Annotated in this window: 15 protein-coding genes; 5 read left to right on the top strand and 10 right to left on the bottom strand. The window is 72.4% G+C overall.

The window, feature by feature from the left end; translation table 11 throughout:
• Positions 1-11 precede the first annotated feature (11 nt).
• The 6 genes from priA to hisD are packed head-to-tail and all read right to left on the bottom strand — an operon-like array spanning position 12 to position 4,571.
• Positions 12-734, bottom strand: a complete 723-nt coding sequence (priA, locus tag ACIPSJ_RS06885; RefSeq protein WP_365680425.1) for a bifunctional 1-(5-phosphoribosyl)-5-((5-phosphoribosylamino)methylideneamino)imidazole-4-carboxamide isomerase/phosphoribosylanthranilate isomerase PriA — start codon at positions 732-734, stop codon at positions 12-14.
• Complete coding sequence (gene hisH / locus ACIPSJ_RS06880; protein ID WP_359209710.1) at positions 731-1,381, bottom strand: imidazole glycerol phosphate synthase subunit HisH; 651 nt, start codon at positions 1,379-1,381, stop codon at positions 731-733. Before hisH ends, priA begins: the two co-directional genes overlap by 4 nt.
• Entirely contained in the window at positions 1,372-1,536 is a 165-nt protein-coding gene (locus ACIPSJ_RS06875; protein ID WP_351325110.1) for a hypothetical protein, read from the bottom strand. The genes hisH and ACIPSJ_RS06875 overlap by 10 nt, the downstream gene beginning before the upstream one ends.
• 4 nt (positions 1,537-1,540) lie before the next feature.
• The gene (gene hisB / locus ACIPSJ_RS06870) at positions 1,541-2,134 is read right to left on the bottom strand and encodes an imidazoleglycerol-phosphate dehydratase HisB (RefSeq protein WP_133028294.1); all 594 of its coding nucleotides are present in this window, start codon (positions 2,132-2,134) and stop codon (positions 1,541-1,543) included.
• Entirely contained in the window at positions 2,131-3,249 is a 1,119-nt protein-coding gene (locus ACIPSJ_RS06865) for a histidinol-phosphate transaminase (RefSeq protein WP_401344117.1), read from the bottom strand. Before ACIPSJ_RS06865 ends, hisB begins: the two co-directional genes overlap by 4 nt.
• Positions 3,246-4,571, bottom strand: a complete 1,326-nt coding sequence (hisD, locus tag ACIPSJ_RS06860) for a histidinol dehydrogenase (RefSeq protein ID WP_359209705.1) — start codon at positions 4,569-4,571, stop codon at positions 3,246-3,248. Before hisD ends, ACIPSJ_RS06865 begins: the two co-directional genes overlap by 4 nt.
• Positions 4,572-4,772: 201 nt before the next feature.
• Here hisD and ACIPSJ_RS06855 point away from each other — a divergent pair, with 201 nt between their 5' ends.
• The 4 genes from ACIPSJ_RS06855 (at position 4,773) to ybaK (ending at position 8,860) form a co-directional block, all read left to right on the top strand.
• Positions 4,773-6,350, top strand: coding sequence for an oxidoreductase (locus ACIPSJ_RS06855; RefSeq protein WP_359209702.1), 1,578 nt, complete (start codon positions 4,773-4,775; stop codon positions 6,348-6,350).
• Between the two features lie 182 nt (positions 6,351-6,532).
• Positions 6,533-7,585, top strand: a complete 1,053-nt coding sequence (locus ACIPSJ_RS06850; protein ID WP_393793840.1) for a hypothetical protein — start codon at positions 6,533-6,535, stop codon at positions 7,583-7,585.
• An 11-nt stretch (positions 7,586-7,596) separates the two neighbouring features.
• Positions 7,597-8,337: an LON peptidase substrate-binding domain-containing protein gene (locus ACIPSJ_RS06845; RefSeq protein WP_359209696.1), complete on the top strand. Its 741-nt coding sequence runs from the start codon at positions 7,597-7,599 to the stop codon at positions 8,335-8,337.
• A gap of 16 nt (positions 8,338-8,353) precedes the next feature.
• The gene (ybaK, locus tag ACIPSJ_RS06840) at positions 8,354-8,860 is read left to right on the top strand and encodes a Cys-tRNA(Pro) deacylase (RefSeq protein WP_359209693.1); all 507 of its coding nucleotides are present in this window, start codon (positions 8,354-8,356) and stop codon (positions 8,858-8,860) included.
• A 516-nt stretch (positions 8,861-9,376) separates the two neighbouring features.
• Here the strand turns inward: ybaK and ACIPSJ_RS06835 are convergent.
• From ACIPSJ_RS06835 to ACIPSJ_RS06820, 4 genes are all read right to left on the bottom strand, one after another.
• Positions 9,377-10,036 carry an AAA family ATPase gene (locus tag ACIPSJ_RS06835; protein ID WP_359209690.1) on the bottom strand — a complete coding sequence of 220 codons (660 nt, stop codon included), beginning with the start codon at positions 10,034-10,036 and terminating at the stop codon, positions 9,377-9,379.
• Positions 10,037-10,070: 34 nt separating this feature from the next.
• Entirely contained in the window at positions 10,071-10,895 is an 825-nt protein-coding gene (locus ACIPSJ_RS06830) for an ABC transporter permease (RefSeq protein ID WP_393537330.1), read from the bottom strand.
• Between the two features lie 100 nt (positions 10,896-10,995).
• The gene (locus ACIPSJ_RS06825; protein WP_401344113.1) at positions 10,996-11,970 is read right to left on the bottom strand and encodes an ABC transporter ATP-binding protein; all 975 of its coding nucleotides are present in this window, start codon (positions 11,968-11,970) and stop codon (positions 10,996-10,998) included.
• A 211-nt stretch (positions 11,971-12,181) separates the two neighbouring features.
• Positions 12,182-13,402, bottom strand: a complete 1,221-nt coding sequence (locus ACIPSJ_RS06820; RefSeq protein WP_359209683.1) for an NYN domain-containing protein — start codon at positions 13,400-13,402, stop codon at positions 12,182-12,184.
• A 220-nt stretch (positions 13,403-13,622) separates the two neighbouring features.
• Here ACIPSJ_RS06820 and ACIPSJ_RS06815 point away from each other — a divergent pair, with 220 nt between their 5' ends.
• On the top strand, positions 13,623-13,805 hold the full coding sequence (locus ACIPSJ_RS06815; RefSeq protein ID WP_359209680.1) for a hypothetical protein: 183 nt from the start codon (positions 13,623-13,625) through the stop codon (positions 13,803-13,805).
• Positions 13,806-13,808: the final 3 nt, after the last annotated feature.

Genomic DNA, 13,808 nt, shown 5'->3' with positions numbered 1-13,808 from the left:
TGTGTCCTTTTTCAAGATGTAGCCTCCAGTGCTTCTTCCAAGGTGAACGCCTTGGCGTACAGCGCCTTTCCGACGATGGCGCCCTCGACTCCGAGGGGTACCAGTTCGGCCAGCGCACGGAGGTCGTCGAGCGACGACACGCCGCCGGAGGCCACGACCGGCCGGTCCGTCGCCGCGCAGACGTTGCGCAGCAGTTCCAGGTTCGGGCCCTGGAGGGTGCCGTCCTTGGCGATGTCGGTGACGACGTAGCGCGCGCAGCCCTCCTGGTCGAGGCGGGCCAGCGTCTCGTAGAGGTCGCCGCCGTCCCGGGTCCAGCCGCGGCCGCGGAGGGTGGTGCCCTTGACGTCCAGGCCGACCGCGATCTTGTCGCCGTGCTCGGCGATGACCTTGGCGACCCACTCCGGGGTCTCCAGGGCGGCCGTGCCGAGGTTGACCCGGGTGCAGCCGGTGGCGAGGGCGGCGGCCAGGGTGGCGTCGTCGCGGATGCCGCCGGAGAGCTCGACCTTGATGTCCATGGCGTGGGTGACCTCGGCGACCAGCGCGCGGTTGTCGCCGGTGCCGAACGCCGCGTCCAGGTCGACCAGGTGGAGCCACTCGGCGCCCGACGCCTGCCAGGAGAGGGCGGCTTCGAGGGGGGAGCCGTAGGAGGTCTCGGTTCCCGACTCGCCGTGCACGAGGCGGACGGCCTGGCCGTCGCGGACGTCGACGGCGGGGAGGAGTTCGAGCTTGCTCACAGTGTTCCGATCCAGTTGGTGAGGAGCTGGGCGCCGGCGTCGCCGGACTTCTCGGGGTGGAACTGCGTGGCCCACAGGGCGCCGTTCTCGACGGCGGCCACGAACGGCTTGCCGTGCGTGGACCAGGTGACGAGCGGGGCCCGCATCGAGGCGTTGTGGGTCTCCAGCGACCAGTCGTGGACGGCGTAGGAGTGCACGAAGTAGAACCGCGCGTCGGTGTCCAGGCCGGCGAACAGGGCCGAGCCGGGCGCCGCGTCCACGGTGTTCCAGCCCATGTGGGGCACGATCTCGGCCTGGAGCGGCTCGACCGAGCCGGGCCACTCGTCGAGGCCCTCGGTCTCCACGCCGTGCTCGATGCCGCGCGCGAACAGGATCTGCATACCGACGCAGATGCCCATGACCGGCCGCCCGCCGGACAGCCGGCGGTCGATGATCCAGTCCCCGCGGGCTTCCTTGAGGCCCTGCATGCAGGCGGCGAAGGCGCCGACACCCGGCACCAGCAGCCCGTCCGCGTTCATGGCCTTGTCGAAGTCACGGGTGATCTCGACGTCGGCCCCGGTGCGGGCGAGGGCGCGCTCGGCGGACCGGACGTTGCCGAAGCCGTAGTCGAAGACGACGACCTTCTTGGAGGATCCGCTCAATTCCACACCTCCAGCCTCACGACACCCGCCACCAGGCACATCGCGGCGCCGATCGAGAGCAGCACGATCAGGCTGGTGGGCATCTTCTGCTTGACGAAGGAGATGATTCCGCCGACCAGGAAGAGGCCGACGACGATCAGTACGGTGGACAGACCGGTCATGGCTTTACAGCGCGCCCTTCGTCGAGGGGAGGATGCCGGCCGCGCGCGGGTCGCGCTCGGAGGCGTAGCGCAGCGCCCGTGCCAGCGCCTTGAACTGGCACTCCACGATGTGGTGCGCGTTGCGTCCGTAGGGCACGTGCACGTGCAGGGCGATCTGCGCCTGGGCCACGAAGGACTCCAGGATGTGCCGGGTCATGGTGGTGTCGTACTCGCCGATCATCGGCGCCATCTTCTCGGGCTCGGTGTGCACGAGGTACGGGCGGCCGCTCAGGTCCACGGTCACCTGGGCGAGGGACTCGTCGAGCGGGACCGTGCAGTTGCCGAACCGGTAGATCCCCACCTTGTCGCCGAGGGCCTGCTTGAAGGCGGCGCCCAGGGCGAGGGCGGTGTCCTCGATGGTGTGGTGCGAGTCGATGTGCAGGTCGCCGTCGGTCTTCACGGTGAGGTCGAACAGACCGTGCCGGCCGAGCTGGTCGAGCATGTGGTCGTAGAAGCCGACGCCGGTCTTGATGTCGGTCTTGCCGGTGCCGTCGAGGTCGATCTCGACGAGGACCGAGGTCTCCTTGGTGGTGCGCTCCACGCGCCCTACGCGGGTCATGCGTCCAGCTCCTTCTTGACTTCACGTACCGCGTCGAGGAACGCGTCGTTCTCTTCGGGGGTTCCGGCGGACACCCGCAGGAAGCCGGGCACGCCGTTGTCCCGGACGAGGACTCCCCGGTCGAGGATCTTCTGCCAGGCGGCGTGCGGCTCCTCGAACCGGCCGAACTGCACGAAGTTCGCGTCGGACTCGGTGACCTCGAACCCGGCCGCCCGCAGCTCGGCGACCAGCCGGTCCCGCTCGGCCTTCAGCTGCTCCACGTACTTCAGCAGCGTGTCGGTGTGCTCCAGGGCGGCCAGCGCGGTCGCCTGGGTGATCGCCGACAGGTGGTACGGCAGCCGTACGAGCTGGACGGCGTCCACCACCGCGGGGTGCGCGGCGAGGTAGCCGAGGCGCAGGCCGGCCGCGCCGAAGGCCTTCGACATGGTCCGGGAGACGACGAGATTCGGCCGTCCTTCGAGCAGCGGCAGCAGCGAGGCGCCGTGGCTGAACTCGATGTAGGCCTCGTCGACGACGACCATCGCCCCGGCCGTCGCGGCCTTGGCGGCCTGGGCGGCCTCGTAGAGCGCGAGGACCGTCTCGGGCGGCACCGCGTTGCCGGTGGGGTTGTTGGGGGTGGTGATGAAGACGACGTCCGGCTTGTGCTCGGCGATGGCCGCCGAGGCCGCCTCGACGTCGAGGGTGAAGTCCTCGCCGCGCGGGCCGGAGATCCAGCGCGTGCCGGTGCCGCGCGAGATGAGCGCGTGCATCGAGTACGACGGCTCGAAACCGATCGCGCTGCGGCCCGGTCCGCCGAAGGTCTGGAGCAGCTGCTGGATGACCTCGTTGGAGCCGTTGGCCGCCCAGACGTTCTCGATGGAGAGCGGGTGGTTGCCGGTCTTCGTCAGGTACCTGGCCAGCTCGGTGCGGAGCTGGACCGCGTCCCGGTCGGGGTAGCGGTTCAGGTCGCGGGCGGCCTCGCGCACCCGCTCCGTGATCCGCTCGACCAGCGGCTCGGGCAGCGGGTAGGGGTTCTCGTTGGTGTTCAGCCGTACGGGGACGTCCAACTGGGGCGCGCCATAAGGGGACTTGCCGCGCAGCTCGTCCCGTACGGGGAGATCGTCGATGCCTGTCACTTGCCCTCGGGTACCTTCCAACCGAACCTTGCCTTGATCGCCGCGCCGTGCGCGGGCAGGTCCTCCGCCTCCGCCAGCGTGACCACGTGGTGCGCGACGTCGGCCAGCGCGTCCCTGGTGTAGTCGACGATGTGGATGCCGCGCAGGAAGGACTGCACGGACAGGCCGGAGGAGTGGCAGGCGCAGCCGCCGGTGGGCAGCACGTGGTTGGACCCGGCCGCGTAGTCGCCCAGCGACACCGGCGCCCAGGGGCCGATGAAGATCGCGCCCGCGTTCCTGACCCGGTCGGCCACGGCGGCGGCGTCGGCCGTCTGGATCTCCAGGTGCTCGGCGCCGTACGCGTCGACGACCCGGAGGCCCTCCTCGACGCCGTCGACCAGGACGATCGCGGACTGCCGGCCGTTCAGGGCGGGGACGATCCGGTCGTCGATGTGCTTGGTGGCCGCGACCTGCGGCGCCAGCTCCTTCTCGACCGCGTCCGCGAGGTCCACCGAGTCGGTGACCAGGACGGCGGCGGCCAGCGGGTCGTGCTCGGCCTGGCTGATCAGGTCGGCGGCGACGTGCACCGGGTCGGCGGTGGCGTCCGCCAGGACCGCGATCTCGGTCGGGCCGGCCTCGGCGTCGATGCCGATCTTCCCGGTGAAGTAGCGCTTGGCGGCGGCGACCCAGATGTTGCCGGGGCCGGTGACCATGTCGGCGGGCGGGCAGGACTCGGTGCCGTACGCGAACATCGCGACGGCGGTGGCGCCGCCGGCCGCGTACACCTCGTCGACGCCGAGCAGGGCGCAGGCGGCGAGGATCGTCGGGTGCGGCAGTCCGCCGAACTCGGCCTGCGCCGGGGAGGCGAGCGCGATCGACTCGACGCCGGCCTCCTGCGCGGGCACCACGTTCATGATCACGGAGGACGGGTAGACCGACCGGCCGCCGGGCGCGTAAAGGCCGACCCGGTCGACGGGCACCCACTTCTCGGTCACGGACCCGCCGGGCACGACCTGGGTCGTGTGGGTCGTACGACGCTGCTCGCGGTGGACGAGACGGGCGCGCCGGATGGACTCCTCCAGGGCCGCGCGCACCGCCGGGTCGAGTTCCACCAGGGCCTTTTCGAGCGCCTGGGCGGGCACCCGCACCTGCTCCAGGGTGACCCCGTCGAACCTCTCGGCGAAGTCGATCAGCGCCGCGTCGCCCCGATGATGCACGGCCTCGCAGATCGGACGCACCTTCTCCAGGGCGGCCGAGACGTCGAAGTCGGCTCGGGGCAGCAGGTCGCGCAGTGCGGGGCCCTCGGGGAGGGCGTCGCCGCGCAGATCGATTCGGGAGATCACGGAATCAATTCTCTCAGACGGCACTCGGGGCCCGTCCGCGCGTATCAATGGCTGATACAGAACCTGGGCCAACGGCCGGTACATAGCCTGGCCGGAACCCGGAAGATCGTGTTCACCATCTGTGTTCGGGATCTCACCCACCGGGCATCACCGGTTGTACCGAAACATGACTCACGAGTAGTTGAGGAAGAAGGAAGAGCCGTGACCGAGGGGGACGGCGTCCGGGACGGCGACCTGCCGGACGATCTGACCGCGGCCGAGGCCGGTATGTGGCAGGCGTTCCGCAACGGCACTGTGTACGACCTGAGCAGCGGCGACGCGCACGTGGACGATCCGCACGGCGGCCATCCATGGGGGCCCGAGCGGACCGTGCGGGCGCGGATCGTGTGCTGGCTGCTGCTGGACGGGCCGCCGGCGCTCGCGGGCCGGGTGTCCTCGCTGAAGCTGGCCGGGGTGCGGATCAGCGGCACGCTGGACCTGGCGGGCGGCACCGTCACCCCGTACCTGGAACTGCGCGGCTGCCGGTTCGACGACGAGATCCTGCTCCCGGAGGCGCACTTCACGACCGCGCGGTTCGTGGACTGCGCGGCGCCCCGGCTGGAGGCGGCCCGGGTGCACACCGAGGGCGATCTGCATCTGCCGCGCTGCCGGTTCCTCGGCGGGCTCCGGCTGACCGACGCGCGCATCGGCACCGACCTGCTGCTGAACCAGGCGGTGGTGTACCGGGACCGCAGCGGACGGTCGATCGCGGCGGACGGCATGACCGTCGGCCAGGACCTCCAGGCGGAACTCCTTGAGTCGCACGGGGAGCTGAGCCTGCGCAGCGCCAAGGTGGGCGTCTCGCTGAGCCTGCGCGGCGCCCGGCTGCGCAACCCGGACGGGCGGTTCGCGCTGAACGCGCCCCAGCTGACCGTCGGCCGCACCCTCTACCTGACCCCGGCCGGGGTGGGCGGCCCCTGGCAGAGCGGCACGACCCCGGCGCGCGGGACCCGGATCCAGCGGTTCGAGTGCCAGGGCGGGATACGGCTGGACGACGGGCGGTTCGGGGACGCCATCGACCTGGAGCGGGCACGGTTCACCTTCACGGACAGCCAGCAGCTGTCGCTGCGCCGGGTGCAGGCACCGGAGCTGCGGTTCCTCGGTGAGGAGCCGCAGCGCGGCGGGGTGCTGCTGTCCGGCGCCCGGGTGGTCAACCTGGTCGACCACGCGACCAGCTGGCCGGGCCCGGGGCGGCTGCACATGGGCGGCTTCGCCTACGAGAACCTGGTGCCGCAGGGCCCGTTCCCGCTGACCCGGCGGCTCGACTGGGTGGCGGCGGCCACCGCCGAGTACAACCCGGAGCCGTACGAGCGCCTCGCGACCGTGCTGCGGGCCGCCGGCGAGGACGAGGACGCCCGCGAGGTGCTGCTCGCCAAGCAGCGCCGGCGCCGCGAGACGCTGCCGCTGGCCGCCAAGCTCTGGGGGTACGCGCAGGACCTGACGGTGGCCTACGGCTACCGGCCGGGCCGGGCGGCGGTGTGGATGGCGGTGCTGTGGGCGGCGGGCACGCTCGCCTTCGCGCACGCCCCGCATCCGCCGATGGGCTCCGGCGGCCACCCGGTCTGGGATCCGGCGCTGTTCGTCCTCGACCTGCTGCTGCCGGTGATCGACCTGGGCCAGGCCGGCCAGTGGCGGCTCAGCGGCGGCTGGCAGTGGGCGGCGGCCGTGATGATCCTGCTGGGCTGGATCCTGGCGACCACGGTGGCGGCGGGGGCGACGCGGCTGCTGCGGCGGGGATAGCGCCTTTCCGGAGGCGGGGACAGCGCCTTTCCGAGCCCGGGAGTGTGCCTTTTCTGACAGGTGCCCAACAGGTGAGCAACAGTCACCTTTTACCTGTCCTTGACCTGCGATCGTACAACTTTCGTGGAGATGGCCGGGCGGTCTGGCGCAGGCCCGACCAGCGGACTTTCAATGGCGGAACCATGGCTTCGCTGCGCGCGCTGTTCCGTTCCGCACGGACGGCAAGAACCACCTCGCGCCCCGCCCTCGGCCCGCTGCCGGCCGACGACGAGGTACTCCTCGACGCGCCCGACGAGCAGCTCGCCCCGGTGCTGGTCGCGGCCGGCCAGGGCGCGTACGAACCCGCCGCGGCCCTGCTGGCCGGCACCCGGGCCGCGGCCGAGTGGGAGGCACGGGACCGGTACGTACACCGGCTGGCCCTCTTCGCCCGCTCCCGCGCCGAGTGGCTCGACGACTGGTACCGGGCCGCCCCGCACGACCCCGACCTGCTGCTGCTCCGCGCCCAGCTGGCGGTGGACCACGCCTGGGACTCCCCCGCCCGGACCGAGTTGCTACGCGCGGTGAGTCCCGTGATCACGGCCGCCGCCCGGGGCGACGACCGCGACCCGGTGCCGTGGCGGATCGCCCTGGACCACGCCCGCGGCTCGAACGCCGGCCACAAGTACTTCGAGGAACTCTGGGAGGCCGCGGTCCGCCGCGCCCCGCACCACTACGGCTGCCATGTGGCCGCCCTGCGCTACCTGGGCACGTACTGGCACGGCTCGCACGGCGAGTGCTTCGACTTCGCCGACACGGCCGCGCAGGACGCCCCGCCGGACTCGCTCGTCCAGGCGCTGCCGGCCCGCGCGGCCTTCGCCTATCTCACCGACGGCTGCGGCCCCGAGGTGCCGCGCGCCCGCCTGGACGCGGCGGCCGACCGCGCGATCACGCTCTCCGCGCGGTTCCCGGCGGCCGACCTCTGGCCGGCCGAGGTCCGCAACAACCTGATGTACCTCCTGGTCCGGCTGGAACGCCGGGAGGACGCCCGCGCCCAGCTGCGCCTGATCGGCCCGTACGTCACGTCGTTCCCCTGGGCCCGGCTGTCCGACGACCCGCTGGGCCATTTCGTACGGCTGCGGACCCCGCTGCTGGCCGGTACCGAGCCCCTTCCCGAGGCCGGCCCGACCCCCTCGCCGAGGGCCGCGGGACGCCCACGGGCCGAGCACGGCGGACATGTTCCCGCCGATGACCACTAGGCTGTGGCGCCGTGACCACCGTCCGTCTCCCCCTCTTTCCGCTGAACTCGGTGCTGTTCCCGGGGCTCGTGCTGCCGTTGAACGTCTTCGAGGAGCGCTATCGCGCCATGATGCGCGACCTGCTGAAGACCCCCGAGGAAGAACCGCGCCGGTTCGCCGTCGTGGCGATCCGCGACGGCCACGAGGTGGCACCGAGCGCGCCGGGCATGCCGGACCCGACGGCCCAGCCGGACCGGGGCCCGGCGGCCGGCTTCGGACCCGACCCCCTCGCGTCCTTCCACCGGGTCGGCTGTGTGGCGGACGCGGCGACGATCCGGGAGCGGGCGAACGGCACGTTCGAGGTGCTGGCGACGGGGACGAGCCGGGTCCGGCTGCTCTCCGTCGACGCGTCGGGGCCGTTCCTGACCGCTGAGCTGGAGGAGCTGGAGGAGGACCCCGGCGACGAGGCGGGCGCGCTGGCCGAAGGGGTGCTGCGGGCCTTCCGCCAGTACCAGAAGCGGCTGGCGGGAGCCCGGGAGCGGTCGCTGTCCAGCGGGGTCGACCTGCCCGACGAGCCCTCCGTCGTCTCCTACCTGGTCGCCGCCGCGATGATGCACGACACCCCCACCAAGCAGCGCCTGCTACAGGCCCCCGACACGGCCTCCCGCCTCCGCGACGAGCTGAAACTCCTTCGCTCCGAGACGGCGATCATCCGTAATCTGCCGTCATTGCCCGCGTCGGAGCTGACGCGGTCGCCGACGAGCCTGAACTGAGCCGGGGTCTCCTGACATGCCGAAGAAGCCGAAGAAACAGCAGCAGTCGGGGGGCGGCACCCCGGCGACGGTGGCCCTGACCGCGGCGGGGGTGGACTTCACCGTCCACTCCTACGAGCACGACCCCTCCCACCCGTCCTACGGCGAGGAGGCGGCGGAGGCGATGGGGGTCTCCCCGGACCGTGTCTTCAAGACCCTGGTCGCGGACGTGGACGGCGCGCTCACGGTCGCGGTCGTGCCCGTGGCGGGCAGCCTGGACCTCAAGGCCCTCGCCACGGCGGTGGGCGGCAAGCGCGCGGCGATGGCGGACCCGGCCCTCGCCGAACGCACCACCGGCTATGTCCGCGGCGGCATCTCCCCGCTCGGCCAGCGCAAGAAACTCCCCACCGTCCTGGACGCCTCGGCCTCGGCCCACCCCACCATCTGCGTCTCGGCCGGCCGCCGCGGCCTGGAGGTCGAACTGACCCCCACGGCCCTCGCCGACCTCACCCGAGCCACCCTCGCCCCCATCGGACGCGCGTAACCCCTCGACGAAGCCCCCATCCTGGGTTAAGTACAAAGGGCATGTCGAAGAAGACCCGGAAAAGAAAGTGGCGCGTGAAGAAGGGCCGCTCGAACCACGGCCGCCGTCCGGCATAAAGGGTGATGGAGGACGGGGGTGCGGCCACCTGCCGCCTGAGGGCCGCACCGGGCCGATGGCGCAGCTCCCCGCGCCCCCGACTCCGGCCGCCGTCCGGCATAGCGGGTGGAGGGTACGGCCGCCTGCCGCCTGCGGGCCGCATCGGGTTGATCGCGCAGTTCCCCGCGCCCCTGAGTCTTCTGCCGACACCGGCATCGAAAAGCTCGCCCGGCGCTCGACAACCACGCCCGCGCAGCCGCATCTTCAGGCCACCCGGCCACGTCTTCAGCCCGTCCGGCGTTTGAGGACAAGGCCGTTCGGGCCGGAGGGGGGTCTGGGGGCGGAGCCCCCAGGGGCGGGGGTCGAAGGGGGCTTGGCCCCCTGGGGATGGGACGGGTAGGGGCGGCGGGGGCGAGAAGACTATGCCGGGGGTGCGGCGTACGGTCCGTCCGCGTACGGCGGCTCGGGATCCCGGGGACCGAACAGCGCCATCAACCCCAGGTGCACCAGCAACGCCGACAACGACCACGCCAGCAACGCCCCCCTCGCCCCGAGCTTCAACGGCGCGGAGAACGTCACCCCCTTCCCCACCTCCTTGGCATGGGCGATCACATCCTGCTCCGGCCCCAGCCACACCCCCAGCCGCCACGCGAGCAGCGACCCCAGCAGCCCGCCCACCCCCAGCGCCACCACCAGCGGCACACCCCCACGCCGCCGCCACAGGAACACCACGACCGCGCTCACCACCCCGAAGGCCAGCGCCAGCAGCGTGAACGTTCCGTCCACGCCCGCCGCCTGCTCACCCTCGGTGTCCTTGAGGTACACCGCCCAGTTCTTCCCGGACTGGTCCGCCACCAGCGGCACATGCGGCGCCAGCCACAGCCACAGCAGCCCCAGCAGCGCCCCGCTCACGGCCACCACGAGGACGATCACCGCGGCCTCCCGCAGCTCGGTCTTCATCCCGGGACCGTCCTGTCCGTACTCTGCTCCGAACCCCGCCTCGACAGGCGGCGGCGCCTGCCAGGCCTGGTGCGAGGACTGGTCGTGCGGCGGCGGAGGCGGCGTCAACGGTGCGGTCACCCTGACATCGTGCCAGGTCGGCCTGTGGGGTGCGTCACCGGACGGCGGCCCTGCGGTACGCCCACGTGGCGACGGCCAGCGACACGACCCCCACTCCCGCGCACACACCCAGGTCAGCGAGGACGACGGCCCAGTCGGGCGCCGCCCCGAAGGTCCGTGCGTAGGCCTCCACACCGTACGTCGACGGCAGCAGATCACGGGCGAACCGGATGATCCCCGGCATCCGGTCCGGCGGCAGCACACCGAGCAGCAGGGCCGCGGACATGCCCAGCTGCCCGAGCAGCGTCGCGAGCTCGGGGCGCGGCGCGAGCAGCCCGCAGGCCGCGCCCAGCCCCGCCAGGGCGGCCCCGGCGAGCGGGATCACGGCGACGAGGATCCACAGGTTCCCCAGCGGCAGCCCGAAGAGCACACACCCGAAGACGGCCGTGACCAGCGTCCCGGGCACGGTGAAGGAGGCGTACGCCGCGGCCGCCCCGAGCACCACCGAGGCCGGCGGCACCGGCAGCGTGGCGTAGTGGTCGAGACCGCCGCTCGCCCGCAGCTGCCCGAAGTACTGGGCCAGCAGGTTCAGCGCCACATAGGCGACGACGACCACCGACGAGCCCGCCACCACGGACTGCGCCTCGCCCCGCGAGTCCACCACCCCACGCATCATGATCATGATTCCGACGGACTGGAAGGTCGCGACGAACAGCAGCGGGATCCGTGCCACCCGGGCCCGGGACAGCTGCGCCCGGTAGACGGCCACCAGCGACGGCCACAGCCGCGCGCGCGGACCCAGCTCGGCCGCCGCGCCCGGCGCCGTCTCCTCCACGGCCAGGGCACCGCCCGGCAGAACCTCCGCGGGTACGACACTCACGTCGCGCTGCTCCTCTTCCCTGCGGCATCCACGGCACGTACGGCCGCCGCGCCTTCCCGTACGGGCCCGGTCGCCCCGGCGTTCACGTACACGCTCACGTTCACGCCTTCACCAGCCCCTGCCGTGCGGCGCCGCCCAGCGCCAGATAGACGTCCTCCAGGCTGGGCGTGGCGAGGGTGAAGTCGTCGAGGGCGGCGAAGGCGGCCCCGCCGGTCACGGTCGCGACGACGGCCCGCGCCTCCTCGGGCGCGAGCCTGAGCGTCCAGCGCCGGCCGGACTCGGTGGCCCGCTCCCGCAGGACGGCCACCTCGGGCACCTCCAGCGGGGCCCGTTCCCGCCACACCAGCTCGACCCGCACCTCGCCGGCGACGCGCTCCTTGAGCCCGGCCGGGGTGTCACAGGCGATGACCCGCCCCTGGTCGAGCACGGCGACCCGGTCCAGCACGGTCTCCGCCTCGATCACGTTGTGGGTGACCAGGACGACGGTCGCCTCCTGCTCGGCGCGCCGCCGGTCGACGGCGGCCCACACGGCCCGCCGGGCGACGGGGTCCATCCCGGTCGTCGGTTCGTCCAGCACCAGCAGCGACCGCCGTCCGACCAGCGCGGCGGCGAAGCAGGCCAGCCGCCGCTGTCCCCCGGAGAGCTTCTTGAGCGCCCGCCCGGCGATCGGGGTCAGGCCCAGTTCCTCCAGTACGGCGTCGCGCTCGCTCCGCGCCTGCCGTACGTCCAGTCCGCGCAGCCGCCCGGTGGTCTCGGCGGCGAGGGACACGGTCAGCTCGTCCAGGGCGGTGGACTCCTGTCCGAGATAGGCGAGGAGCCGCGCGGCCCGCTCCGGGTGCCGCACGATGTCGTGCCCGAGGATCTCGACACTGCCGGCGTCGGGCCGCAGCAGCCCCGTGAGCTGCCGCACCAGCGTCGACTTGCCGGCCCCGTTCGGCCCCAGCAGCCCGAAGATCTCACCCCGCCGGACGTCCAGCTCCACCCCGTCGGTGGCCCGCACCTCGGGCACCCCGGGAGCCCCGCGCCGCCCCTTGACCGCGGCGTAGGTCTTGGTCAGCCCACGCACGGCACACACGACATCACCCTGCCGCCGAAGTGCCCGACCCACGCCCGTACTCACAAGGGACGAGACTACGGGGTCGACCCCGTTTACTCACCGTTGGGGCAGTTAGCGCCCCATAGGGGCGCGGGGCTGCATCAAGTATGCGGCTCCGCCGCGTGGGCGCGACCAGCCCTCACCGACCCGCACCCGCCGACGCACCGCCCCACCCCGCCCCTTCCGCCACTCACTCCGCCGACGCATGCTCCCCGGCCCCCGCCGGCACATCGAACTCTCTCCAGAACCCCGCCCGAATGGCGTACCGGTCGTGCTCGTCGATCTGGTCGTCCTTGTGCGCCAGCAACCCGAACCGGGCCGCGTACCGCAGCAGCTCCCCGTCGATCCGGTGCGGAATCCGCGGATACATCCCGGACAGCCGCTGCAGGTGCCCCTGGTCGCCGAGCCGCGAGATCCACCGCCGCGCGAACACCTGCCCGACCTCGTACGGATCCCCGCCGACCGTCGTGATGTCCTCCTCCCGGTCGGCCCACCGCTGCTCCGCCGTGGTCAGCTGCGCCAGCGTCGGCATGGAGGCGGCCTCCGCCGACTCCGTGGCGGCCCCCGGCCGGTCCACCCACCCCTTGTCGGAGGACCACCGCAGGGTGGCCGTGGTCGCCGGATGCTGGACCGGCTGCGCGCCCGGCGCCCGCAGCGCGGCGAGGTCCTTCGGCGTCGGCACCCCCTTCGGCGCCGGCACCCGCTCCACCGCCCCGTTCTCCACCGCGGCGACCGGCGCCCGGTCCACCTCCTCGGCCCCCGGGCCTGCCGCGGGGGCCAGCGAGGACTCGGGCAGCGGCGCCGACAGGATCGCGGCGATCTCCGGCCGCGGCACCGGCGGCGGCGCGCACACGGCCGTCAGCTCCTTCGCCCGTACCGCCTGGGTGATCCACGCCCGGTCCAGGACCCTCCGCTCGTCGGCCTCGGCGACCAGGTCCTCGGACTGGTTGTAGTCCCCGTCGGCCGCCTGCACGGCCCACAGGTGTACGGCGACCCCGTGCTCCTTCGCGGCCATCATGCCCGGCAGCAGATCCCCGTCGCCGGTCACCAGCACCACGTCGGAGCAGGCGCGGTTGCGGGCCAGCTCGGTCAGCTCGGCGTGCATGGCCGCGTCCACGCCCTTCTGGGCCCAGCGTCCGTCGCTGCGGGTCAGCGCGCCGAGCCGGACGGTCACCCGGGGCATCACACGCAGGCGACGGTGTTCCGGCTGGGGGACGCGGTCGGGGGCGCCGTCGAACCAGTAGATGCGCAGCAGTGGACGCTCGGTGTCCGATTCCGCACGGTCGCGCAGCGCCTGGATCAGTGCGGCGTGATCGACGGTGATCCGGGATCGGGAGGGCTCACCGGCGAGGAGACTGGCGGCGGCACCCAGCAGATACCCGGCGTCCACCAGGACGATGCAGCGGTCCACGCGACTCACCCTCTTTCCGGGAGGTTTGCTTTCGGGGCTTCCTTCGAGTCTGCCCGACCACACGGGGGTTAACGGCCCGAACTCGATCTTCGGCGTGGCGTTTCGGGACCTTGCTCTCCGACAAGCCCTGTTACAGACGGTAATTATCCGAAATGCGTCTGTTGTCAGCCTATGTGAGTCTGAATTCGGCCCCTAGATCCCCCACAGGAGGCAGATCACCATGGCCAAGAACAAGAACCGCAAGGGTGGCTCCCAGAGCCGTACCGCGCAGCAGCAGACCGAGCAGACCCACGAGCACGGGCAGCGTACGTCGGGCGAGTCCCAGGACTCGCCGGTGTCGCACATCCAGGGCAGCCCGGCGGACGTCGCGCGGAAGAAGCAGAAGAGCTTCGGCCACAACTGAGCG

Origin of the sequence: Streptomyces sp. NPDC090088 (assembly GCF_044747345.1) — a bacterium.
In the GTDB taxonomy this organism is placed as follows: domain Bacteria; phylum Actinomycetota; class Actinomycetes; order Streptomycetales; family Streptomycetaceae; genus Streptomyces.
This window is presented reverse-complemented; position numbering and strand designations above follow the sequence as displayed.

Excerpts from the sequence above, each read along its gene's own strand:
- ACIPSJ_RS06875 (WP_351325110.1), bottom strand. The coding sequence starts at position 1,536 with ATGACCGGTCTGTCCACCGTACTGATCGTCGTCGGCCTCTTCCTGGTC.
- hisB (WP_133028294.1), bottom strand. The coding sequence starts at position 2,134 with ATGACCCGCGTAGGGCGCGTGGAGCGCACCACCAAGGAGACCTCGGTC.
- ACIPSJ_RS06850 (WP_393793840.1), top strand. The coding sequence starts at position 6,533 with ATGGCTTCGCTGCGCGCGCTGTTCCGTTCCGCACGGACGGCAAGAACC.
- ybaK (WP_359209693.1), top strand. The coding sequence starts at position 8,354 with ATGCCGAAGAAGCCGAAGAAACAGCAGCAGTCGGGGGGCGGCACCCCG.
- ACIPSJ_RS06815 (WP_359209680.1), top strand. The coding sequence starts at position 13,623 with ATGGCCAAGAACAAGAACCGCAAGGGTGGCTCCCAGAGCCGTACCGCG.